This window comes from Rhodococcus sp. 05-2254-6, from assembly GCF_002258565.1.
Taxonomy (GTDB): Bacteria; Actinomycetota; Actinomycetes; order Mycobacteriales; family Mycobacteriaceae; genus Rhodococcoides.
The window spans coordinates 36,171-59,622 of the sequence record NZ_NOZF01000009.1 but is presented as its reverse complement, the minus strand read 5'-3'; the positions used below and the strand labels follow the sequence as shown (position 1 = coordinate 59,622).

Here is a 23,452-nt window from a genome sequence, read left to right as displayed (position 1 = left end):
GTGGTTTGTTGCGCCGATCGGACAGATTCTGGTTTCGCGCGGCGATCGGCGGCCATATGTCTGCAATTCTACGACCTTCGGGCTTGTTCATCACAAAATCGGCCAGAATCGCCGTACAAGCCGATTTCAGGAGAGTGCGTCATGACGACCGTCGAGAAGGTAGCGGCAACGTCCTACCAACAGTTCATGCCCGCCGACCGTCCCGTGCAGTATCTCGCGCCGGACGGGACGGGCGTGGACAGTGCCGCCCGCTACGCACACCCGTCCAACGAGCGCCTGCTCGAGATGTACCGCTCGATGGTGCACGGTCGCCGATTCGACCAGCAGGCAACAGCTTTGACCAAGCAGGGCCGTCTCGCGGTCTACCCGTCCTCGCGCGGACAGGAGGCCTGCCAGATCGCCGCAGCCCTCTGCCTGGGCGAGCAGGACTGGATGTTCCCCACGTACCGTGACTCGATGGCTCTCGCGGCGCGAGGCGTCGACCAGGTGGAGTTGCTCGGTATGCTCGCCGGCTACTGGCACTGCGGCTACGATCCGACCGCCTACAAGGTCGCTCCCCAATGCACCCCACTGGCAACACAATTGCTCCACGCGACCGGATTCGCGTATGCCGAGGCCAAGCAGGGTCGCGACACCATCGCCCTCGCGTTCTGTGGAGACGGAGCCACCAGCGAGGGCGACTTCCACGAGGCCCTCAACTTCGCCGCGGTGTTCCGGGCCCCGGTCATCTTTCTGGTGCAGAACAACGGCTTCGCGATCAGCGTTCCGCTGGCACGTCAGAGTGCGGCTCCGTCGTTGTCGCACAAGGGAGTCGGCTACGGAATCGGCAGCGAGCAGGTCGATGGCAACGACCCGATTGCCATGATGGCCGTGATGGACGAGGCCGTGAAGTACGTCAGAGCAGGCAAGGGGCCGGTGGTCGTCGAGGCGCACACCTACCGCATGGACGCGCACACCAACGCCGACGATGCCACGCGCTACCGCAAGGCCGACGAGGTCGAAGGGTGGCTGGCCCGAGATCCGCTCTCGCGCCTCGATTCCTACCTCGAAGGCCAGGGGCTACTCACCGACGAGCTGCGCGAGCAGATGACGGTATCGGCCGACGCCGACGCCGCTGCGCTTCGCGCCGGCATGAACGTCGAGCAGGAAGTCGACCCCAAGGATCTGTTCCGGTTCGTCTACTCCTCCCCCACACCCGCCCTGATCGAACAACGCGATCAGGTTGCCGCCGAAATCGCTGCAGGAGAACTGTCATGACCACGATGACCATGGCCGGAGCACTGAACGCCGCCCTGCGCGACGCGTTGACCGAGGACGAGAAGGTCGTCGTGTTCGGCGAGGACGTCGGCACACTCGGCGGCGTCTTCCGCGTCACCGACGGACTGACCCGCGACTTCGGCGACGACCGCTGCTTCGACACCCCGCTCGCCGAGTCGGGTATCGTCGGATTTGCAATCGGAATGGCGATGTCGGGTTACAAGCCCGTCGTCGAGATGCAATTCGACGCCTTTGCCTACCCGGCCTTCGAGCAGATCGTGTCTCATGTGGCCAAGCTGCGCAACAGAACTCGTGGCTCACTCACCGCGCCGATGGTCATACGCATCCCGTTCGCCGGCGGTATCGGCGGCGTCGAGCATCACTGCGACTCGTCCGAGGCCTACTACGCCCACACCCCGGGCCTGAAGGTCGTCTCGCCGTCCACTGTCGCCGACGCGTACTCGCTCATGCGCGACGCCATCGCCGATCCGGACCCGGTGATCTTCCTCGAGCCGAAGCGGCTGTACTTCTCCAAGGACGACATCGAATTGACCAAGACCGAGCCGATCGGCACCGCCGTCGTCCGCCGTGCCGGTACCGACGTCACTCTTCTCGCCTACGGCGCCACCGTGTCGGTGGCCATGCAGGCCGCGGAGTTCGCAGCCGAGGACGGCCGGAGCGTCGAAGTGATCGATCTGCGATCGCTCAATCCGTTCGACGACGAGACCGTCGCGGCCTCGGTACGTAAGACCGGACGCTGCATCGTGATCCAAGAAGCGCAGGGATTCTCCGGTGTCGCCGCAGAGATCGCGTCGCGGGTATCCGAGCGTTGCTTCCATCACCTGCACGCTCCGGTACTGCGGGTCACCGGTCTCGACATCCCCTACCCCGCACCGAAACTGGAGCACTTCCACCTGCCGTCCGCTGACCGTGTGCTCGACGCGATGGACCGACTGCAGTGGAACGACGCCCCCGACCTGAGCAAGGCGGTCACGGTATGAGCATGCAGGTGTTTCTGCTCCCCGACCTCGGGGAAGGACTGACCGAGGCCGAGATCGTCGAGTGGAAGGTCAAGCCCGGCGACACCGTCACCATCGATCAGGTGGTCGTCGAAGTAGAGACGGCGAAAGCCTCCGTCGAGGTGCCCTGCCCGTTCGAGGGTGTCGTCGGTGAACTGCATGCGGCCGAGGGCACGTCACTCGCCGTCGGTGCTCCGCTGATCAGCATCACCGGCGGTGCTATTTCCGATACGCCTGCCGCCCATGAGCGGTACCGCGAGGAAGAACGCGCCGGCTCGGGCAATGTGCTCATCGGCTACGGCACAGGACACGGCCCGACCGGTCGTCGCAAGCGGAGTGCGGCTCCGCCGCAGCAGAGAGCGGCTGCGCCGCAGGTGAGCGGAAACTCGACCCAGGCTACGAGTTTCCACTCACATGCGCCGAAGGTGCTCTCCCCGATCGTTCGCAGCATGGCGTTGCAGGGTGGGCTGGATCTGGCGTCTATCGATGTCGCCGGCAGTCATGGAGTTATCACCCGCGCGGATGTGGAACGGGCACTGACCTCGAGCACTCCGAGTGCCGAGGGAGTCACTCGAATCCCGATCACCGGGATTCGTAAGACAATCGCAGACAAGCTCTCTCGCAGTCGTGCGGAGATTCCCGAGGCCACGGTGTGGGTCGACGTCGACGCGACGGCTCTGATGCAGGCCCGACGCGACCTCGATGCCTCCATAGACGGCGTCAAGGTGACGCTGCTGGCGGTCCTCGCCAAACTCACAATGATCGCGCTGGCCAAGTTCCCGGAGCTCAACAGCACGGTCGACACCGCTGCAGGCGAGATCCTGCGTTACGAGAACGTCGGACTCGGCATCGCCGCGCAGACCGACCGTGGACTGATGGTTCCCGTTGTGCCGCAGGCCGACAAGGCCGATCTGAAGGAACTCTCCGAGCGGTTGGCCGAGTTGACCGAACTCGCGCGAACCGGCTCACTGCCCGCAGCTCGGCTGAGCGGCGGAACGTTCACCCTCAACAACTACGGAGTGTTCGGGGTCGACGGCTCGGCCGCGATCATCAACCACCCCGAGGCCGCGATCCTGGGCATCGGCCGCATCATCGACCGTCCCTGGGTGGTCGACGGCCAATTGGCCGTCCTCAAGGTCGCGCAGTTGTCGTTGGCGTTCGATCACCGCGTGTGCGACGGCGGAGTGGCCGGCGGGTTCCTGCGCACCGTTGCCGATTTTGTCGAGAACCCCGTCGTGGCATTGGGATCCGTCCGATGAGCGACGTGGACGTTCTCATTCTTGGTGGAGGGTCGGGCGGCTATTCGTGCGCCCTGCGGGCCGAGCAACTCGGACTGACGGTCGCGCTGGTCGAGGAAGACAAGCTCGGTGGCACCTGTCTGCATCGCGGATGCATCCCCACCAAGGCCCTGTTGTACACCGCCGAGGTTGCCGACGCGGTGCGCGGCTCGGCGCATGTCGGCGTCACCGCATCGTTCACTGGTGTGGACATGCCCGCGGCACTGGGCTATCAGCGCAGCGTCGTCGCCGGCCTGTACGCAGGTCTGCAGGGATTGCTGAAGCGTCCGGGTATCGAAATCGTGTCCGGTCGTGGACAGGTGGTCGGTCCTCGTACCGTCGAGGTGGAGGGTCGACGCATCACCGGGGGCTCGCTGGTTCTCGCCACCGGCTCGTATTCACGCACCATCCCCGGTATCGAACTGGGGCCGCGCGTGCTCACGAGTGACGGGGCATTGTCCCTGGATCGGGTTCCGGAGTCGGTCGTCGTGCTCGGCGGCGGTGTGATCGGTATCGAGTTCGCCAGTATCTGGGCATCGTTCGGCGCGAAGGTCACCGTCGTCGAGGCGCTCGATCGCATCGTTCCCGGTGAAGACGAATGGTCCTCGAAGCAGTTGACCAAGGCATTACGTAAGCGCGGCATCGACATTCGTACCGGCACCAAGGTCGAGTCCGTCACCGAATCTCCCGACGCAGTCTCTGTGTCACTGTCGTCCGGGGACACCCTCTCGGCCGACCTCGTCCTGGTGTCCGTCGGACGTGGACCCCGCACCGACGGTCTCGGTCTGGCTGAGCAGGGCATCGCCACCGAACGCGGCTTCGTAACCGTCGACGACAACCTCCTCACCACCGTGGACGGCGTCTATGCCGTCGGCGACATCGTGGCGGGGTATCAGTTGGCTCACCGCGGAGTTCAGCAAGGCATCTTCGTCGCCGAACACATCGCCGGCCTGGCACCGGCACGCATCGACGGCGATCTCGTTCCGCGCGTGACCTATTCACACCCGGAGGTCGCGTCGGTGGGACTCACCGAAAAGGCCGCGGAGCAGACATACGGCACCGTGACCTCCGTTGTCTACGACCTCGGCGGCAACGGCAAGAGCCGCATCCTGTCCACCGCCGGTGGAGTCAAAGTGATTCGAGCCCGTGACGACGGCCCGGTTGTCGGTGTTCACCTCCTCGGTGACCGCGTGGGCGAGCTGATCGGCGAGGCACAACTCGCCGTGGCATGGGAAGCACTGCCATCTGAAGTCGGGAGTTTCGTGCATGCTCACCCCACGCAGAACGAGGCACTCGGTGAGGCGATGATGGCGCTGTCGGGACGTCCGCTGCACGCGCACAGTTGACCGCTGCCGGAACAGGTTTCGTCATGGTCGACCCGATGTCAGGTCGGGCCCGGGTCGGGTGGGGCTCGAACTGTGCACGATCAGTGTGCGCGCAGAGTCGCAGACCTGGGCCGGATCGGTGCTGAAGAAATACCTCCACTCGTTCGACGGCGAGGCTGGAGCATCGGGGTCGAGCGGGGCGGCGACCAGGGCGCAGTAGAACCGTTGGCCGATGACGGCGATGGCACCGATTCTTTCCGAGGGTTGAACCAGGTCGGCGTGGCGCACCCCATCGGTGGCAGTGAACAGTGCGCGCGGTGCGTCGAGCGCTTTGACGTACGGGTGTCGGCGCGCCAGATGCTGCAGTTTGCGCGCCATGTCTGCGCTGCACAATTCCGGTTCGCGGAACGCGACGACGATCGTCAGAGTCTCGGTGGTCGTCATCGCGAAGTCGAGCAAATGGTCGGAGATGGACGTGAGGAGCGAGATCGACGTCGTGTCGGTGGCGCGGTCGTCGAGAATGTCGGTCAACGGTCTCGTCACAGGAGGGCGTGGCTGCACAGGAAAGGAGGAGGTCGGGGATGCATCGAGGGGGCCGGGACGGCCGAGATGAAACCCTTGCCCGTAGTCGGCACCCCACGCCAAGGCCTTGTCCTTCTGTCTCTCGGTTTCGATTCCTTCGGCGATGAGTGTCACCTCGAACCGGCTCGAGTATGCGAGCACGGCGAGCAAGGTGGCGAGCTTGTCGCCGGGGAGGTCGTCGTCGAGCAACGATCTGTCGAGTTTGATCACTTCCGGTGCCAGAAGGGGCAGCAGTACCAGAGAGTCGGGGTCGGCACCGACGTCGTCGAGAGCGATGGTGACTCCGTCACGTCGGAGTCGGTCCGCCGATCTGAGCAGGCGTGCAGGGTCGGTGAGCAGGGAGCGTTCGGGGAATTCCGCAACCGGCCGAACCTGGGAGCCGCCTGCGCGGAGCAACTGGCTGAGGCGGCGGACCGAGGCCGACGAGTTCTCGGAGGACATCGCTTCGGCTTCGATGTTGACGAACAACGTACGCGGCGCGTGGTCTGCAGGGGTCGACTGTGCCGCTGTGGTGACTGCCGACTCAATGCATCTGCGGTCCAACTCGTCGACCATTCCCATGGTGCGAGCGATGTCGAAGATCTGTTCCGGCGAGGTGTCCGGAAACGCCGGCCACCGGGTGAGTGCCTCGTGCGCGACGACCAACCCGGTTCTCGAGTCGACGATCGGCTGAAAGATCGAGGTCAGTGAGCCGAAACGCTCGTCGAAGCCCCTGTCGACGCCCAATTCTCACCCCACGTTCTCGGTCCCACCGCTGCACGTACACAGAGACTTTCGTTCCCTGTGCCGCGGCACGCGGGCGCGTTGTCCGTACGCGGGGCTTCGCCACAGCGGATGGACGGCGTCTGCTTAGTTCTTATCAAGCGATTCGCAGCCTGGCAATGATTGCCGCCCGTTGTTCAGTAACGTGAACCAGCCTGGTGTCGCGTCCGGCTGTAGGACGTGATCAGTGCCGCCCGTCGGCGACAATCATCCGAAAGATGCGGAGACTCAGCAATGTCAGAGCACAGAGTGTTCGATCCGTCCGAGCACGAACACGACTCGATCGTCCGTGGTCTGATCGACGATCCCGCCATCGGCGTCGTCGACACGACACCCGACCAGTTGGCCTCGCTTCGTGGGCTACTTCCCGCGATCGCCGGCGACCTCGCGGAAGAGCCACGGTGGGTGTACTACCCATGGCGGCGCTCACTGGTGCGGGTCCTCGGTCCACGCGGCTTCGATCGGCTGCGACTGGACCGCAACAGAAACAAGATCACCACCGAAGAGCAAGCTCGGTTCAGAGGTCTGCGGGTGGGAATCGTCGGGCTGAGTGTCGGTCATGCCGTCGCGCATACCCTCGCACTGGAGGGATTGTGCGGGGAGTTGCGTCTGGCCGACTTCGACGAGCTCGATCTGTCGAATCTCAACCGCGTCCCGACTTCGGTGCTCGATCTGGGCGTGAACAAAGCGGTCGTGGCAGCCCGACGAATTTCCGAGCTCGACCCCTATCTGAATGTGCAGGTCTTCGCGAACGGTGTGACGGCCGAGACGCTCGGTGGCTTCCTCGACGGACTCGATCTCGTCGTCGAGGAATGCGACTCGATCGACACCAAATTGCTGGTCCGCCACCACGCCCGCGCCCAAGGTATTCCTGTGGTGATGGAGACCAGCGACGGAGGCGTCCTCGATATCGAACGCTTCGATCTCGAACCCGACCGACCGGTGTTTCACGGGCTGCTCGGCGAAATGGACACCGCGGATCTGGCCGACATGACCATCGAGCAGAAGAGCACAATTGCAGCGACGTTGCTCGAACCGAGCAAGCTGACCCCTCGAATGATTGCGTCGGTGCCGGAGATCGGGCGCACGCTCTCGACGTGGCCCCAGCTCGGCGGAGACGTCGCACTCGGGGGTGCCGCTGTAACCGCTGCCGTGAGGGCATTCGGCCGCGGCGAACCACTCCCTTCAGGTCGGCGGCGGATCGATCTGGATGGATTGGTACGCACCGGCCTCGACCCTGCCGCCGGTCCTGCAAACGTGTGAGCGGGCGCACCACCGGCGAGGAGCTCCGACAGATACTGTTTGTGGGGTTCGCCCAACCCTGATCCGAGGAATCATTCGATGAACGTGATCGACCAGTCGCCTCGTCGGCGCACGAACTTCTGGCGATCACGGCTCGACACCCGCACGGCCGCAGTCATCGCGAGCGCCACCGGTGCGGTGCCGCTGTTGGCCATTGCGCTGCTGTCACCGACATTCCTACGGCCGAACGCACTTCCGGTTCTCATCGCCGTGCTGACGTTTACTGCAGTCACCGTGCTTTTCGCCGCCAGGGTGGGGCGGTTGAGCGAACGCCAATTCGCGGTCCTGGGTTTCGGGGGTATGACCGGAGTCGCGATCAGTGCCTACCTGATCGCGGATCCGGCAGGAACGCGTGCGGTCACCTCGATGTTGGCCATCGTTCCGGCCATCGCCGCATCGAGCTCACCACCACGTGTGACTGCCGGCCTGTCCGCGGTCTCGGTGGTGATGGCCACGGCACTGTCGGTGATCAGTGTGGGATCTTCAGGGTGGGCGGTGACTGCGGTCGCTATCGGTGCCGCCGTGACCACGGTGCTGGTGCCGGTCGCGCTCATCGGTGGCCTGCGCCGAACACTGTCGGTGGTCAACCGGAAACTGCAACAACTGGCCGACACGGATCCGCTGACCGGTCTGGTCAATCGACGCGGACTGCTGTCGAACGCCGGGATCCTGGTGCACGAGGCCTGCGAGCGAGGGAAACCGTTGTCTGCGCTCGTAGTCGACGTCGACTACTTCAAGGCCGTCAACGACACGGCCGGTCACACAGCCGGCGACCGAACGCTCGCCGCGGTTGCCGCCACCCTGGCGAATGCGGTGCACGCGGTGGTCGGCGCATCGGATGCGGTGGTTGCCCGGACCGGCGGCGAAGAGTTCCTGATCCTCGCCACACACCGAGAGGATCACGAGCTCACGCGGCGGATACTCGACCGAGTCCGGTCCGACTGCACGGTGACCGTGAGTATCGGAACGGTGACTGTGGACGTGCGACCGGCCGCGTCCGATGACGGTGCGTTACCCGCGACAAGCCTCGCTTCGACCGAATCGGGCGGTCTCGATCAAGTACTCGATGCAGTCGTCCGCGCCGCTGATGCCGCGCTCTACCGAGCCAAGACCGACGGCCGAGACCGCGCCTGCCACGCGGGGACCTTGACGATCAGCTGGCAGGGCACCCTACAGGGTCGGCAACACGAAAATGGTCGACGCCAGTGATGTAGCGAGCCGCTACGCCACGAACAGGACCTGCCGATCGTCCCCGCACAGTGCGCGGACCTCGTCGACCATCGAGCGCCACACCTCGGGCTGCGCGGCCTGCGCGAGGGTAGTTCGGTCCCACCACATCATGACGGTCCGGTACTGCTCACTCGGATACGCGGCAGCGGGGATGCCGTGGTCGATCCGCCCACCGGAACTCTCCCACAAACGCAGGACGTGATCGGCCGCGCTGGCGAACAGGTACCGGCTGCCGGTCAATTCGAGCGTCGGCAACGCTGTTCGAGCCAGGACATTCGACACCGTCCGCCCTGCGGCCCCCGCATCGACCCACGCGCTTTTCATTTCCACGATTCCGTGGGGAAGTCGAGACCGAAGCAGGTCGGTAACCGGTGCCAGTCCGGGCGAGTCCTTCCACTCGGTGAGGACATGGGATTGCTCGACCATCGCGTACGGCCCCTGGGCTCGAACGCCGCCGAGCATCTCTCCTGCCTCATCGCACACCACGTAGAACAGTGCTGTCGTTGCGCCGGAAGCCACTTCTTCCATGTCGAGAGCCGCGGTGACACCGTGGCGTGAATACGACTCCCACGCTCCTTCGACGTAGCGGGACCACAGTTCCGGGGAGCCCGACGGCGTCGCGGCTGTCAATGTCAGGGCTCCGTCCGCGCAGGGCGTCGACCGGTGGACGGAGTCCAGGCCTCGCCCCCGGACGAGGCTCGTCCTGTCCGTCGGCACACTGCAAACCGAGCGGGGACGGTCTACGTATTCGATGGTGCGTGCCGAGGGCACGTCGGGGAGGAGGGGGGTAGTCATGGGCGCACTCCTGGCTGATCCCTCGACGCCCTTCTGGGGCAAAATCGAGGGCATGGTTGATTCCTGAACAATCGTCAAACCTATTGTGTCCAGAAAACAACCCTACGGACCAGCGAAATAGCCTAAAACGTACTGCAGACCTGTTATTTGTCGTCACTCTGTGACATATCACTGGGCGAGTCCGACAGAAGGTCTGCGGTCACTGTGGATAGTCACATATCCAGGTCATGATGTCCGAGGCGGTCAGCGGCACGCTCTCCATCAGGAGAGTGATCCGTGTGAGCATCTGAATCGAACGAGCTGTGTCGATCGCGAGTCCAGCTGACCCACGGCTGCGTCCCTGAAATCTGCATAGGTGCGCATTGTTCGCTGGAACCGACGATGCTGTCCGGCGGCCGTGGGACCCCGCATGCTGGCCGATGTGTGCTGTTCAGTGCGGGTAGCGCCGCAGAATCGCTCGGGCGGCTTGGGTGACGGTGGCTCGGTCGAAGGTCTGCACGAAGTCGAAAGTGCGGTCGAGGTCAGGGCCGTTGTCGTGGCGGTCACGTGCGGACAGAAGTGCCGCGTGGTGTGGACCGAGGGTGATGACGGTCCACTCCTGGACGAGTGGGTCGCCCGGGTCGAGTGGGGCATGTCGAACGTTGCCGTCGACGAGGGCGGGTAGGCCCACGCCGTAGACCCCGGCGAAACCAATGGTTTCTGCGAGATGATGCCATCGAGCGGAGGTGGTGGGTGTGAAGTGTTGTGCGCGTTGGAAAGTGCCGAGTGCGATCATCGATGATCCGGACGCTGCGGCGTGCGCTTCGAGGGATTTGCTCATCTGAATCAACAGCTTTTTCGTTCCCCGCCGGGCGGTGGCGTGTGCCGAGGCAATGGCGTAGGGGGTGCTCGAGTCGGTGGTCGGTGTGGTCCAGACCGGGTCGGCGGGCATAGGAACGACCGGCTCGTCGAGGAGCTCGGCAGGGTCTTCGACTGCCGGGAACAGCTGCCCCGTTCCGTATGTGGCTCCGATGGTGATCGCGGCCAGGCGGGTGGCTTCGGTGTCGACGCCTTCGGCGACGATCACTGCGTGGGAGCGCTCGGCGTAGGCGGCGAGGGCATGAGTGGTGGTTCCGACGTCGTGTCCGGTTTCGGTGAGCAGGTCCGCTGCGGTGATGACGATGTCGGGCTCGATCAACGGCAGAAGGGTCGTCGCGTGGGGGTGGTCTCCGACGCCGTCGAGTGCGATCAGCTTTCCGCCGGTCCGCGCGGATGCTATCGCGGCCATGGCCTGGTGGGGGTCGGCGAGGACGGCTGAGGCGTCGACGGTGACGACGACGCGTTCGAGCATCGTCGATGTGCGTTCGCGGTCGCTGTCGTCGAGGGCGCGGCGTGACTGCGCATCGACGGTGAGGATCAGGGGCAGGTGTTCGGCGAGGGTACGTGCAGGTGCGGTGTTCGCAAGTGTGGTCTTGTGCAGATCGAATTGGGGTCGCTGCTGCATCAGGTGTGCGGCGCGGCGCAGCGCGTCAGCGGAGTCCAGTGCAGAGCCGGCAGGGCCTCGTAGTTGGAGTTCGGCTCCGGCAAGGGCGTTGTCGTCGAGTCGTCGGATGGGTGCGAACTGCATGGTGACGACCAGTCCTATCGATTCCGAGAACGAGGTGGACGGTGAATGCGCGGTCTCGGTGTCGCGATGTGCTGCCATGCAAAATCCTCCCCGGCCACGCGAGGTCGCCCTGGCCTTCGTCGAAAACCGATCCGAAGTCAGACGGATATGTCGATACGAGTGCCGGCGACTCGACACCGAACCGACAATACCGCGCGAGGCGATCGCGCTGCCACGACACGTCTTCGAGCGGTCGCCTCCGGCTCAACCGGTCGCTGTGGAACTCTGAGTGCGGACCGTCTGTAGACGCACGAACGCGCCTACCGGACCGGTAGCGCCGATGCGGAACAATGACCGTGATGCCGAACGAACCTGTTGACGACGACTCCGAGACAACCCAGCACGCCCGCTTCGGATTTCCCTACCGCTGGAGACAGATCGACCCGGCGCGCCGCGGAATCGTGCTGGCGTGGTTGGCATTCACCGTCACCTTCGGGGGTGCCCGGCTGGTCACCTGGCTTATACATATCGACACCAGCGATGTCGGCGACATCAGCGCCGGCGGAGTGCACCTGCACCACTACCTGTGGGGGATTCTGTTGCTGGCAGCCGTCGCCGTCTTCGGTCTCGTGGACCGTTCGCCACGGACACGGTCGTGGATGGGAGCGGTACTCGGGGTGGCCCTGGCGCTGATCGTCGACGAAGCAGCATTGCTCATCACGCTCGAAGATGTGTACTGGCACAGCGAGGGCTGGTCATCGATTGCGCTGGCGATCACCATCATCGGCGTCGTGGGGACCGGACTGGTCCTCACACGCAGTGGTGCCGAGCGAGCCGATTGAAACGCATGCTTCACGCGTGTCGAGTATTCGAGCGGCCCGTTCACAGTTCGGGTCGAGCATGCATTCGCGCGACCGCGTCGCGTCCTGTTCGGCACCCCGACAGCGGTCAGGCCGTCAGCCACGGGCCTCATCGAGTCGCCGGCGACGTCGAACTGGAGTAGTACTGTGCGTCGACAGTATCGACTACGTCAGAACCCCTGCATATACTGCGCCGCAGCAGCTTTCGCGAACCTGGCGTCAGCGCGATTCCCTGACGAATCGAAGAGGCCCGGGGTGATCTCGCACTTCACTCGGGGTGAGATCGTAGTGTCGGCGAACCAAGGTCGAGAGCTGAGCGTGCGAGCTGAATCCCCACTCGGCGGCAATATCGCTGATGCTTTTGTTGACTGTCGTCTGCAGCGCGAGAATCGCGCGGTCGAGCCGCTCTTCTCGTATGGTCCTACTGACCGATGTTCCAGCCTGAGCCATCGAACGATTGAGATGCCGCAGCGTCACTCCCAGAGCGGATGCGACGTCGGCGGCGGACAGCTCGGGATTCGAAATGTTGGCCGCGATGAAGGACAGGGCTTGTTGCTGTCGAATCGCACCGAGATCATTTGCCAGTCCGGCCATCGTCGCGATGAATTCCACAAGGGCGGATGACTTCTCGATCTCGATTCGGGGAGCAGAACCGCCGCCTTCCGGGCCGAACAGCGCGCCTGTGAGTGCTTGCACGGTCGCCGACTGAGCACTCGAGACGATCGGTCGGTCGATGTCCGATCGCCCGAATTGCTGCTGCATTGTCTGTCGTGGCACATCGATGAGCAGCTGCCGCATGTCAGACCCGAATGCGAACAAGTACGGGTGAAGGGTGTCGTAGACGATCACATCACCCGCATGCACCGGGAGGCATCCCTCGGGGTGATAGAAGAACCCCGATCCCTCCATGAGGAGGGTAGCGAAAATGGACTCTTTGGGGTGGTTCCGCACCAGATCCGGAGTGCGTTCGATGATGTGAGGGTTGCCATCGATGTGGGCCAGCTTGAGATCGTCGATCTCGAAGTTCGATTCCTGCGCCACCAGGCCCTCGACGGAATAGGTCCCGCATCGCAATCCCACGAGGGCCTCAGCGTTGTAGTGCTCCCAGTATTCGAGCCGGTCCGTGGGTGCGACATCGTCTGTGCGGATAGAACGCACAGCGGTGAGCTGACTCGCAGGCATGACACCTCCACAATGTGATCTGCGCCATCCTACTGCACGTTTCCTATCGCCCCCGCAACAGCCGAGGCCCGTTTCAGATGTCTCAAAGCCGCAAGAAGTTCGACCGGTATCAGAAAGCCGCGCAAGCGAGTGATGCAGTTCACTGATCGAGTCCCATTCGGGACGCGCACTACTCCTCGATCGGAAGACTGACATGCCTGAACAGCCCAACACCGAATTCTGGCAGGACCTCAAGCCCATCGCCGACTACATGAAGCCGGATGCTCAACCGGAGGTTTTTCACCAATTCGCACCGGTGGACGACGAGCGCTACTACGTACCGTTCAGCGACACTGTTGCCTCGCGCCCCTTGTGGATCTCACCCCGCGACAACAGGTGGGCCGATATCCTCTGGTCGAAGACTGCGGGACTGGTCAATCGGCATTACCACCCGCACGAAGTCTTCGCGTACACGATCTCGGGTAAGTGGGGCTACCTCGAGCAGCCGTGGACGGCCACAGCAGGTTCGTTCGTGTTCGAAACTCCCGGCGAGGGCCACACCTTGGTCGCCTACGAGCACGAGGAGCCCATGCGTGCGTTCTTCGTCGTCAAGGGCCCACTGATCTGGCTCGACGAAGACGGAAACTCGACCGGACACTTCGATGTCCACGACTACCTGGCCCTCTGCCGGGAACACTACGACAAGGTGGGTATCGGGGCGGACTACGTCGATACCCTCATCCGCTGATCCCAACTCGAGGCCATGACATGACTGCCATCGATGCGGGACAGGCCGATGCCACCCGCGGTTACCGTCCTCCCCCTCGCGGTGGACATTACGAGAACGTTCTCCTCGCCGTCCTGTTCGGCACTTTCGGTTTCGTCTTCTTCGACCGACTGGCACTGAACTACCTGACTCCGTACTTCAAAGACGAGTTGGGCCTGGACAATTCACATATTGGGCTGTTAGGCGGCGTACCGGCGCTCGCGTGGGCCGTCTCCGGACTGGCCATCGGCTACCTCTCCGACCGCAAGGACCGCCGCAAGCCGTATCTGATCGCGGCGATCATCGTGTTCACCCTGTTTTCGGCCATGTCGGGACTGGTGGGTGGAATCGCCAGTCTCGTCCTGCTCCGTGCAGTCATGGGATGCGCAGAAGGAGGAGTTCTGCCTCTGGCCCAGCCGATGATGATGTACTCCTCGAGTCCCAAACGACGTGGGCTGAACATGGGCATGGTGCAAGGGTCTTCGGCGGGCTTGATCGGAGGCGTGCTAGGACCGTTCGTGACCGTGTGGCTGGCGGAAAGTTTCGGGTGGCGTACGGCGTTCTACGCCACCGTGGTGCCCGGAGTCGTACTCGCGGTCCTCGTCCTGGTGTTCGTTCGCGACTTGCGACTACGGGAGCCGGCGACTTTGGCTCAGGATGCGGCGGACACGGCTGCACCGATTCACCGGGGTGACCCTTCGATGACGTTCTGGCAGGCTCTACGCACACGCAATGTGGCTTTGTGCCTTGTCATTTCGGTGTTCTACCTGACCTGGTTCACCACTACTCAGACTTTCGCTCCGCTGTATCTGAGCGAGATCAAGGGGTTTTCCGGGGGGGAATTGAGTTTCGTGCTCAGTGGCATCGGTATTGCATGGGTGATCTGGGGAGCTCTGGTGCCTGGAATTTCGGATCGAACAGGACGCCGACCAGCAATGATCGTCTTTTCGGCCCTGGCCGTGTTCGCACCGTTGGCCATTGTGTACGTCGGCTCACCGAGCATGTTGTTCGCCGCTCTGATCGTGACGTACACCGGCATGGGGTGCTTCACCTTGATGATGGCGACGATTCCCGCCGAGACCGTGCCGAGGCACCTCATCGCGACCTGCCTCGGTGCCATCATGGGTACCGGCGAGATCATCGGGGGGTTCGTCGCCCCTTGGTTGGCGGGGTTGCTGTCCGACTCGTTCGGTTTGCAGATGAGTATGTTGATCCCAGCAGGTGCCGCAGCAATCGTGGTCGCATTGAGCTTCGGACTGGTCGAAACAGCGCCTTCTCGAACGGAAGAAGTTCGATGACAGCACCAGTCCTGGCTGTGCGCTGGCACGCCGCCAGAGACGTTCGTCTCGACGAGCTTGTCAGAACTCCCCCGGACAGGGGATTCGTCGAGATCGCCGTGGCCTACTGCGGGGTGTGTGGAAGCGACCTGCACGAGATCGCTGACGGCCCACACGCGATACCGGTCGATGCGCCACATCAGCTCTCGGGAATGAGCGCTCCCATAACCCTGGGGCACGAATTCTCGGGAACGGTGTCGGCTGTCGGCGCGGACGTCACCCACGTACGCGTCGGCGATGCAGTTGTCATAGAACCCAACTACAGATGCGGGCGGTGCGACCAATGTCGGATGGGCCGTTACCACACCTGCGCATCGTTCGGCTTCGTCGGCCTGATGGGAAACGGTGGCCTCGCCGAGCGCGCCACAGTGCCCGGATACATGGTGCACCGCCTACCTTCGGGTTTCGACCTCGCGTCGGCAGCAGTACTCGAACCTGCTGCCGTCGCCTTGCACGCGGTTCGACGGTCGTCGTTCACCCCCGGTGGAACCGCTGCCGTCGTCGGACTCGGCCCCGTCGGTCTACTCGTCGGCCAACTCCTGCGTATCAAGGGGGCTTCACGAATTCTGGGTATCGATCCCGAACCCAGCCGCCGAGAGGCTGCACTCACCACTGGGTTCGATCAGGTGGACGATCCGACCACCATCGAACCGGGACAGGCGACGGGCGAAGATGCTGTGGACGTGTCGTTCGAAGTCGTCGGCCGGCAGTCCGCAGTAGACCTCGCGATCTCCCTTGCGCGCTTCGGCGGGGAAATCATACTTCTCGGACTCGCCCCTCGAATCTCCTTGGCAGCATTCGATTTCGTCAACTCGGAAAAGACGCTGAAAGCGAGCGTCGGATACAACAACTGCCACGCCGAACTGATCGACCTCGTCGAATCGGGCACACTCGACCTTCGGCCTTTGATCACGCGAATAGTCCCGTTGCGTCATGCCAGTGAAACGCTCACCCGCATGGCATCAAGTGGCAACACCGGAATCAAAACGCTCGTGGACTGCAGAGCTTGAAGCCCGCCGTCGGCCACCCTGCGTAAACAACCTGTAAGCGAATCCGTCATCGAAGTAACGAAGACGAGACAGCCGCAGGTCCTGTCCTGCAACGGGATTAGGCGTAATACAGACTTCTTCGGCTGCAGGGAATCGGTTCTCCAGCGGAGTGGCAGGCGGGTTTCTGCGCACTGTTGCCGATTTCGTCGAAAACCCCGTCGCGGCAACAAGGCACTACGTAAGCGCGGCATCGACATTCGTACCGGCACCAAGGTCGAGTCCGTCACCGAATCTCCCGACGCAGTCTCTGTGTCACTGTCGTCCGGGGACACCCTCTCGGCCGACCTCGTCCTGGTGTCCGTCGGACGTGGACCCCGCACCGACGGTCTCGGTCTGGCTGAGCAGGGCATCGCCACCGAACGCGGCTTCGTAACCGTCGACGACAACCTCCTCACCACCGTGGACGGCGTCTATGCCGTCGGCGACATCGTGGCGGGGTATCAGTTGGCTCACCGCGGAGTTCAGCAAGGCATCTTCGTCGCCGAACACATCGCCGGCCTGGCACCGGCACGCATCGACGGCGATCTCGTTCCGCGCGTGACCTATTCACACCCGGAGGTCGCGTCGGTGGGACTCACCGAAAAGGCCGCGGAGCAGACATACGGCACCGTGACCTCCGTTGTCTACGACCTCGGCGGCAACGGCAAGAGCCGCATCCTGTCCACCGCCGGTGGAGTCAAAGTGATTCGAGCCCGTGACGACGGCCCGGTTGTCGGTGTTCACCTCCTCGGTGACCGCGTGGGCGAGCTGATCGGCGAGGCACAACTCGCCGTGGCATGGGAAGCACTGCCATCTGAAGTCGGGAGTTTCGTGCATGCTCACCCCACGCAGAACGAGGCACTCGGTGAGGCGATGATGGCGTTGTCGGGCCGTCCGCTGCACGCGCACAGGTAAGGACGTCGAATTGACCCCTTGACGCCGCACTTGCATTTTGCAAGCATCGACGCATGAGCCTGTTCATCACCTGCCCCGTCGAGAACGTCGAGCGCGCAACCGCCTTCTACACAGCCCTCGGCTGGACGCTCAACCCCGAGATGTCCGACCACAACGTGTCGTGCTTCGCCATCACACCGGGGCAGTACGTCATGCTCGGCAGTCGCGAGATGTACGCGAGAGTGGGCGGCACCGAGGATCTGATCGGCGGACCCGACACCCCGTCGAAGGTCACGGTCTCGTTCGACCTCGGTAGCCGAGAGGCAGTCGACGAGTTGACCGAGCGCGCCGGCGCTGCCGGTGGACGAATCGGAGACACCGATGACTACGCCTTCATGTACCAACGCCAGTTCGACGACCCGGACGGCTACCACTACTCGCCGTTCTGGATGAAGCCGGATACCGATTCGGCCGAATGAGTGGCCTGGCCTACGCCCTCGACGTAGTCGGCGCTCGTTGGGCGCTGCTCATCGTGGAGCGGCTACTCGATGGGCCGCAACGCTACGGAGATCTGCAGCGCGAACTGGGCGTTCCGACGAACATGCTCGCTACCCGGCTACGCGAACTCGAAGCGGCAGGCGTGTTGACTCGCCTCCCCCTGCGGCACAACACTCGGGCGTATGCGCTGACCGAGAGAGGTCTCGCTTTGCGTGACGCAGTCGGCGCACTCGAGCGCTGGGGCAAAGAAGCTGCACCACCAGTTCGTGATTCCGACGTGAGCGCGACCTGACCGGCACCCTCATCGTCGGCGACCTCATGGGAGTGATTGCACGCGCGGGACAACACACCGAACAACTGCGTGAGAGGGCTGCGGAGACGAGTGAATACGGCACAAGCCCTGATCGTGTTCTACATCGCGATCTGGGTCGGAGTGTCGGCGGTCGCGGCGATCGTCGGCAAACGGGGTGCGCTGTCCTGGGTGGCTGCGGTTGCATGGACCGTCCCCGCCGCCTGGCTGACGCTCGTCGGAGCATGGATTCTTCCGGACCGAAATCTGTACGAGCCTGCGGCCTCGGTCGCACCGTCCGAGCTGTGGCCGGTCTATCTCGCGTTGGCCGTATGGGTGACGCCCTTCGCGGCCGTGGCTGTGTGGCTGCGAAGCGGGAAAGCCGTTCGTAACGCATGCACGGCCTGCGGGATTGCTGCTGCGACGGGCGTAGCAGGGACCCTCTTCCAGATGACCAACCCGGACGAACTGATCTTTCTGACAACTCGAAGCGACCGGCCGCACGTCTACATCATCGTTGGCTTCGCCCTCGCCGTCATCGGGCTGGGTCTCGTCGCAAGCGTCGTCCGGCAACCGGGAAAACGTCACCTCAACCGTCTGATCGCGGGCGCGGTCGCCTTCGGGGGTGCTGGCGTGACCACCTCGATCAGCGGTCTGCTCTGGCTCAGCTGGCTGTGCGTTGTCGCCGCGACAGTCGCTCTGGTCGTCGCAGCGATTCGCGCCGATCGTCGACGCCGAATGCCTAGTCGTCACGAACAGAGCGCAAGCGAACTCGGACAGGGTGGCCACGCGCGGTCGGCGTGATCGAGAAACCCGGTCCTGCCTTATCCTTTCCCTGCAGGCGGTCGGGCGCAGATGGCAACGAGCGTGCGCGTTGGTCCGTGTCGATTCAGCCGTCGCGGTCGGTCTTGCGTACATACAACGAAAGCCCCGAAACCGTGATGGTTTCGGGGCTTTCGAGCAGGTGCGTCAGACGTTCAGATCCTCGTCTCGACGGTTCTTGATTCGCGAGGTTGCCACGAAGGAGATCGCCGCCAGGATCATCAGGTAGATCGAGATGGACATCGAGGTGCCGGTTCCCTTGAACAGTGCCTCGGAGATCGTCGGAACGAAGGCTCCACCGAGCACCGTGCCGATGGCGTAGCCGATGGATGCACCGCTGAATCGGACTGCTGCGGGGAACATCTCGGCGTACAGAGCCGGCTGCGGTCCGTACGACAGCCCGAGTCCGACGGCGAACAGCCCGAGGGCGACGTAGATCCAGTGCAACTCACCGGTGTCGACGAGAAGGAAGAACGGGATGGCGCACAACACCATTGCCGCGTTGCCGAGGTTCATGATCGTGGTCCGGGCGTAGCGATCGGACAGATGTGCGCCGAGCAGAGTGAACACACCCCAGACGATGGCCGCGAACAAGCTGGCCACCAACACATCCACGCGAGCGAGTCCGTGTTCGCGCGTCGAGTACGCCACGATGAAACCGCCGACGATGATGTAGCCGTTTCCGTTGGTGCCGATGAACGACAGCGCAGCGAGCATGACCTGTTTCTTGTTGGTGCGCCACAGTGCACGAACCGGAGTGTGGTTGCGCTCCTTGCGTTCTGCGAGCTCCTTGAACACCGGAGTCTCCTCGACGCGGCGTCGGATGTAGAAACCGACGAGGATGAGCACGAAGCTGATCAGGAACGGGATGCGCCAGCCCCAGGCCTCGAACTGCTCCTCACTGAGCAAGCCGGTGCACAATGCCAACGTTCCTACCGCGATGAGCATGCCGAGCGGAACGCCCATCTGGGTTGCGGCACCGTAGATTCCGCGCCTGCCCTTCGGGGCATGTTCGACGGCCATCAGCGCCGCGCCGCCCCACTCGCCGCCGGTGGAGAATCCCTGCAGGATGCGCAGCACGATCAGGATGATCGGGGCCCAGATGCCGATGGTGGCATAGGTCGGCAGCAGTCCCATACCGACGGTGGCCGCACCCATCAGCGTGAGGGTCGCGATGAGGACCTTCTTGCGACCGATCTTGTCGCCGAAGTAGCCCGCGACGATGGCCCCGAGAGGCCGGAAGACGAAGCTGATGCCGATGGTGACGTAGGCGACGAGCTGTCCGGACGAGCCCATGGGCGCGAAGAACAGTTGGGCGAAGATCAGCGACGCCGCCTGCGCGTAGATGAAGAAGTCGTACCACTCGACCGTGGTTCCGACCATGCTGGCCATCGCGGCGCGGCGGTGCTCGCGCGACACCCCGGTGGGCGTCTCGACCTGTGTTGACATCGACTTGTCTCGTTTCGTTCGGGCTCCGGCGCTCGGATACTGAAGCGGCGATTCGGAGTGTCGTGAGGCAGGGTGAAAGGGATCGAACACGAACAATCTCGGCGACCGAAAACCGGATATAACTCACCGTCCATTCGGTCGGTAATCACTGTGACCGCCGACACGATGATTTGTCAAGGTGGCGCAGACGATGCCGAGCGTGGATTCTTGCACATTCGTCGAAATCCACCGATCAACGCGCTGATGTTGGTCCGAAACGACGCAGACGCCGCCAGTGACGGAGGGTCATACTCGGACTCATGACTGCACCCTCGTCGAGGCTCGTGCTCGACTTGCCGATCCTCGACGAACTCACGCAGGCCCTCGGCTCCGACGCGGTGGTGACCGATCCGGACATCCTCGAAAGCTATCGACGCGACGCGGCAGCCCTCTGTGAATCCGCACTTCCGCTCGTCGCGGTACTGCCGACCACCGAGTCCGACGTCCAGGCGATCATGAGAATTGCATCGACACACCGCATTCCAGTGGTACCTCAGGGTGCACTGACGGGCCTGGCGGGCGCTGCGAACTCCAGCCATGGAGCCATCGCACTCAACACTCGCCGCATGAACGAGATCATCGAGCTGGACGTCGTCGACCGCGTTGCCGTCGTTCAACCCGGCGTGACGAACAAGGAACTGAAAGACGCGGCCCGTGAACAGGGTTTGACGTACCTGCCCGACCCGTCCAGTTGGGAGGCGTCGACGATCGGGGGCAACGTTGCCACCAATGCGGGCGGCCTGTGCTGCGTGAAGTACGGCGTGACAGCTCGGTTCGTGCGGGGATTGCGCGTAGTGCTTGCCGACGGCCGAGCGACGTTCGTCGGTCGCCGCACCGTCAAAGGTGTTGCGGGCCTCTCCCTCGCGGACCTGTTCGTCGGATCGGAAGGAACCCTCGGCATCATCACCGAGGTCACCGTCGGCCTCGACTTCCCCAGCGCTACCCCGCTGACCATGGCCGCGACCTTCCCGTCGACCGTTGCCGCCGGCGAAGCCGTCACACAGATCCGTGCGGCAGGTATCACCCCGAGCCTGTTCGAGCTGTTGGACCGCACCACCATTGCCGCGATCGACGCCTACGCGCGGATGGGCTTCGGAACCGACGCTGCGGCAGTGCTGATAGCGCAGTCCGACATCGGCGACGGTGCCGTGCAGCAACTCGAGGCGATCGCCGCACTGTGCACCGAATCCGGTGCCACCGACGTGGCAGTCGCCGAGGACGAGGTCGAGTCGGAACAACTCGTCCAGGCCCGTCGCCTGGCTTATCCCGCGCTGGAGCGCCTGGGTTCACCGTTGGTCGACGATGTGTCCGTACCCATTTCACAACTCGCCACCATGATCGACGAGGTGGGTCGGGTGGCGGACCGGCTGGGCATCGTCATCGGAGTCGTCGGCCACGCCGGTGACGGAAACATTCATCCGACGGTCATCGTCGACCCCAACGATCCGGCATCGTTGGCCAAGGCTCACCGAGCGTTCGACGAGATCGCGGCCTTCGCTCTCTCACTCGGCGGAACCATCACCGGCGAGCACGGAGTCGGGCTGCTCAAACGGGACCTCCTCGAAACCGAACTCGACCCGGTCGCAGCCGAACTGCAGCGGGGCATCAAGGAACTACTGGACCCGCACTACTTGCTCAATCCGGGGAAGGTCCTGTCCGCTCGGCCCTGAGCCGCAGCGACATCCACACGAGCAATCGAGTATCGGGGTCATCGAGATCGAGATCGAAGAGTTCCCTCGTCCGCCGCAGCCGATAGCGAAAGGTATTGGCGTGCAGATACAGCGATGCCGACGCTGCGGCGACGTTGGATTCGTGCGCGAGTAGCGCCAGCACCGTCGCGCCGTAGTCGGTCCCTTCGGCAGCGTCGTAGGTGAGCATTCGTTCTACAGCCGGAATCGCCAGCGGCACGTCCGAGAGCACATCGGACGCCCTCTTCAGGGTGACCGGCACCCGACTCTGCGCGAATGTCGTGGTGTATGAACCTGTCTCGATCGCTCCCAGCGTCCAGTGCGCGTGGGCACGCGCCACCGCGGGCCGGGCATGCGGCCCACCGATCGCGAAGGTCACCGGAACACCGAATGCACCCTGCGCCCGGAGCCGCACCTCCTCGGCCTCCTCGGCGACACCGCGGTCGTCGTCCCTCGCCACCACGAAGAACACGACGTGACCATCGACGATGAAACCGGAATCCGCATCTCCGCCGAACGAGAGCTCCAACAGACCCCCGAGCCGCACCAACAGGGAACCGGGCTGCGCCGAGTCGACCGTCGCCGCCACAACCGCGAATCGGCTACCCGGCGAGGTGACGACGGCGGGATCGGTCAACAACGCACGGGCCCTGGGGTTACCGGGTCCGGTCGGACGGAGCCGAGCGAGGAGCAGCGGTGCCGCGGCAGCCGCAGCGCGCGTCAATGCGGTCACCACACCTCGATCGGGTGGACCGGAGGGAAGTGTGGACACGATGCACCAGATCGAGCCGAGGTACTCCCCGTCCGCCGAGACCGCCACTGCCAGACGCGGCAACGCTCCCGCCACGTCGACCACATGGACCGTCGAACTACGCCGGAAATCCGGATCGATGTGATGCACCATGTATCGGGCCGGAACCTGCTTGCCCAGGATGCCGTCGCGCCGTACGTCGTCGATCGGCTGCCCCGGAACCGACGAGTACGCGACCACGTAGCCCCGCGGGTCCATCACCGACACGGCACCGCCCGCAGCTGCGGCGGTTGCGTCTGCCAGCGCCGAGAGGTCCGCAGTGGTCACCGACTCACAGTACTTCCACGGGTTCGATCGCTACCGCGCTATCGTGCGACTGTCGCCTCGGAACTCTGCGACCAGCTCACCTCGACACGACACCGACACGTCGTACAGCCCGTTGCGGCCGAACCTCGCACGCTCGACGGCGTCCGCGACCAGGACGTCGCCGGTCTTCGTCGGACGCAGGTAACGAATGTCGCAGCGGGCTGCGACGGCCGAGTCCTCGTGGGAGTTGCAGGCCATCGCGAACGTGGTGTCCGCCAACAGGAACACGTAGCCGCCGTGGGTGATGGCGTACCCGTTGACCATGTCCTCGGTGACGACCATGGACATTCTCGCGTGCCCGGGTGAGAGCTCGATCAATTCGATTCCGAGCTTGCGGGACGCGGCGTCGACCTCGAACATCTCTCGCGCG

21 protein-coding genes and 1 pseudogene are annotated in these 23,452 nt (G+C 63.9%); 15 read left to right on the top strand and 7 right to left on the bottom strand.

Annotated features, from left to right (window positions below; genetic code table 11):
* Nucleotides 1–141: 141 nt before the first annotated feature.
* From pdhA to lpdA, 4 genes are read left to right on the top strand one after another with little or no spacing between them, the layout of a single operon-like run.
* On the top strand, nt 142–1,257 hold the full coding sequence (pdhA, locus tag CH256_RS01065) for a pyruvate dehydrogenase (acetyl-transferring) E1 component subunit alpha (protein WP_094668636.1): 1,116 nt from the start codon (nt 142–144) through the stop codon (nt 1,255–1,257).
* Complete coding sequence (locus tag CH256_RS01060) at nt 1,254–2,258, top strand: alpha-ketoacid dehydrogenase subunit beta (RefSeq protein WP_094668635.1); 1,005 nt, start codon at nt 1,254–1,256, stop codon at nt 2,256–2,258. The genes pdhA and CH256_RS01060 overlap by 4 nt, the downstream gene beginning before the upstream one ends.
* A complete protein-coding gene (locus CH256_RS01055; RefSeq protein WP_094668634.1) occupies nt 2,255–3,535 on the top strand; it encodes a dihydrolipoamide acetyltransferase family protein in 1,281 nt (426 codons plus the stop codon). Before CH256_RS01060 ends, CH256_RS01055 begins: the two co-directional genes overlap by 4 nt.
* Nucleotides 3,532–4,899 carry a dihydrolipoyl dehydrogenase gene (gene lpdA, locus CH256_RS01050; protein WP_094668633.1) on the top strand — a complete coding sequence of 456 codons (1,368 nt, stop codon included), beginning with the start codon at nt 3,532–3,534 and terminating at the stop codon, nt 4,897–4,899. Before CH256_RS01055 ends, lpdA begins: the two co-directional genes overlap by 4 nt.
* Nucleotides 4,900–4,920: 21 nt before the next feature.
* On the opposite strand, the gene CH256_RS01045 is transcribed toward lpdA, so the two are convergent.
* Nucleotides 4,921–6,186, bottom strand: a complete 1,266-nt coding sequence (locus CH256_RS01045) for an EAL domain-containing protein (protein WP_094638806.1) — start codon at nt 6,184–6,186, stop codon at nt 4,921–4,923.
* A gap of 270 nt (nt 6,187–6,456) precedes the next feature.
* Here CH256_RS01045 and CH256_RS01040 point away from each other — a divergent pair, with 270 nt between their 5' ends.
* Both CH256_RS01040 and CH256_RS01035 read left to right on the top strand, forming a co-directional pair.
* Nucleotides 6,457–7,485 (top strand): Rv1355c family protein, encoded by a 1,029-nt coding sequence (locus CH256_RS01040; RefSeq protein ID WP_094638807.1) that lies wholly within the window; start codon nt 6,457–6,459, stop codon nt 7,483–7,485.
* A gap of 78 nt (nt 7,486–7,563) precedes the next feature.
* On the top strand, nt 7,564–8,733 hold the full coding sequence (locus tag CH256_RS01035) for a GGDEF domain-containing protein (protein ID WP_094668632.1): 1,170 nt from the start codon (nt 7,564–7,566) through the stop codon (nt 8,731–8,733).
* Between the two features lie 12 nt (nt 8,734–8,745).
* Here CH256_RS01035 and CH256_RS01030 read toward each other — a convergent pair whose 3' ends face one another.
* Together CH256_RS01030 and CH256_RS01025 are read right to left on the bottom strand one after the other, a co-directional pair.
* A complete protein-coding gene (locus CH256_RS01030) occupies nt 8,746–9,549 on the bottom strand; it encodes a hypothetical protein (protein ID WP_231894017.1) in 804 nt (267 codons plus the stop codon).
* A gap of 430 nt (nt 9,550–9,979) precedes the next feature.
* Nucleotides 9,980–11,233 carry an EAL domain-containing protein gene (locus CH256_RS01025; RefSeq protein WP_306436630.1) on the bottom strand — a complete coding sequence of 418 codons (1,254 nt, stop codon included), beginning with the start codon at nt 11,231–11,233 and terminating at the stop codon, nt 9,980–9,982.
* Nucleotides 11,234–11,493: 260 nt separating this feature from the next.
* Here CH256_RS01025 and CH256_RS01015 point away from each other — a divergent pair, with 260 nt between their 5' ends.
* Entirely contained in the window at nt 11,494–11,976 is a 483-nt protein-coding gene (locus CH256_RS01015) for a hypothetical protein (protein ID WP_068054537.1), read from the top strand.
* Nucleotides 11,977–12,213: 237 nt separating this feature from the next.
* On the opposite strand, the gene CH256_RS27540 is transcribed toward CH256_RS01015, so the two are convergent.
* Nucleotides 12,214–13,176, bottom strand: coding sequence for a helix-turn-helix domain-containing protein (locus CH256_RS27540; protein ID WP_176460215.1), 963 nt, complete (start codon nt 13,174–13,176; stop codon nt 12,214–12,216).
* A gap of 193 nt (nt 13,177–13,369) precedes the next feature.
* On the opposite strand from CH256_RS27540, the gene CH256_RS01000 reads away from it, so the two are divergent.
* The 7 genes and pseudogenes from CH256_RS01000 to CH256_RS00970 all read left to right on the top strand — a co-directional run bounded on the left by CH256_RS01000 (nt 13,370) and on the right by CH256_RS00970 (nt 18,771).
* Nucleotides 13,370–13,903, top strand: a complete 534-nt coding sequence (locus CH256_RS01000) for a 2,4'-dihydroxyacetophenone dioxygenase family protein (RefSeq protein ID WP_094638811.1) — start codon at nt 13,370–13,372, stop codon at nt 13,901–13,903.
* Between the two features lie 20 nt (nt 13,904–13,923).
* Nucleotides 13,924–15,219 (top strand): MFS transporter, encoded by a 1,296-nt coding sequence (locus CH256_RS00995; RefSeq protein WP_094638812.1) that lies wholly within the window; start codon nt 13,924–13,926, stop codon nt 15,217–15,219.
* Nucleotides 15,216–16,268, top strand: a complete 1,053-nt coding sequence (locus CH256_RS00990; RefSeq protein ID WP_094638813.1) for an alcohol dehydrogenase catalytic domain-containing protein — start codon at nt 15,216–15,218, stop codon at nt 16,266–16,268. The genes CH256_RS00995 and CH256_RS00990 overlap by 4 nt, the downstream gene beginning before the upstream one ends.
* A gap of 207 nt (nt 16,269–16,475) precedes the next feature.
* A pseudogene (locus CH256_RS00985) lies at nt 16,476–17,201 on the top strand (FAD-dependent oxidoreductase); the annotation flags it as partial.
* A 53-nt stretch (nt 17,202–17,254) separates the two neighbouring features.
* Nucleotides 17,255–17,659, top strand: a complete 405-nt coding sequence (locus CH256_RS00980) for a VOC family protein (protein ID WP_068054518.1) — start codon at nt 17,255–17,257, stop codon at nt 17,657–17,659.
* On the top strand, nt 17,656–17,970 hold the full coding sequence (locus CH256_RS00975; protein ID WP_094668630.1) for a winged helix-turn-helix transcriptional regulator: 315 nt from the start codon (nt 17,656–17,658) through the stop codon (nt 17,968–17,970). The genes CH256_RS00980 and CH256_RS00975 overlap by 4 nt, the downstream gene beginning before the upstream one ends.
* A 90-nt stretch (nt 17,971–18,060) precedes the next feature.
* Nucleotides 18,061–18,771 carry a hypothetical protein gene (locus tag CH256_RS00970; RefSeq protein WP_068054513.1) on the top strand — a complete coding sequence of 237 codons (711 nt, stop codon included), beginning with the start codon at nt 18,061–18,063 and terminating at the stop codon, nt 18,769–18,771.
* Between the two features lie 165 nt (nt 18,772–18,936).
* Here CH256_RS00970 and CH256_RS00965 read toward each other — a convergent pair whose 3' ends face one another.
* Nucleotides 18,937–20,238 carry an MFS transporter gene (locus CH256_RS00965; protein ID WP_094668658.1) on the bottom strand — a complete coding sequence of 434 codons (1,302 nt, stop codon included), beginning with the start codon at nt 20,236–20,238 and terminating at the stop codon, nt 18,937–18,939.
* Nucleotides 20,239–20,537: 299 nt separating this feature from the next.
* On the opposite strand from CH256_RS00965, the gene CH256_RS00960 reads away from it, so the two are divergent.
* The gene (locus CH256_RS00960) at nt 20,538–21,947 is read left to right on the top strand and encodes an FAD-binding oxidoreductase (protein WP_094668629.1); all 1,410 of its coding nucleotides are present in this window, start codon (nt 20,538–20,540) and stop codon (nt 21,945–21,947) included.
* On the opposite strand, the gene CH256_RS00955 is transcribed toward CH256_RS00960, so the two are convergent.
* Nucleotides 21,913–23,043: a helix-turn-helix domain-containing protein gene (locus CH256_RS00955; RefSeq protein ID WP_094668628.1), complete on the bottom strand. Its 1,131-nt coding sequence runs from the start codon at nt 23,041–23,043 to the stop codon at nt 21,913–21,915. The genes CH256_RS00960 and CH256_RS00955 overlap by 35 nt on opposite strands.
* Nucleotides 23,044–23,073: 30 nt before the next feature.
* Nucleotides 23,074–23,442 (bottom strand): hydroxyphenylacetyl-CoA thioesterase PaaI, encoded by a 369-nt coding sequence (gene paaI, locus CH256_RS00950; RefSeq protein ID WP_082074055.1) that lies wholly within the window; start codon nt 23,440–23,442, stop codon nt 23,074–23,076.
* Nucleotides 23,443–23,452 lie beyond the last annotated feature (10 nt).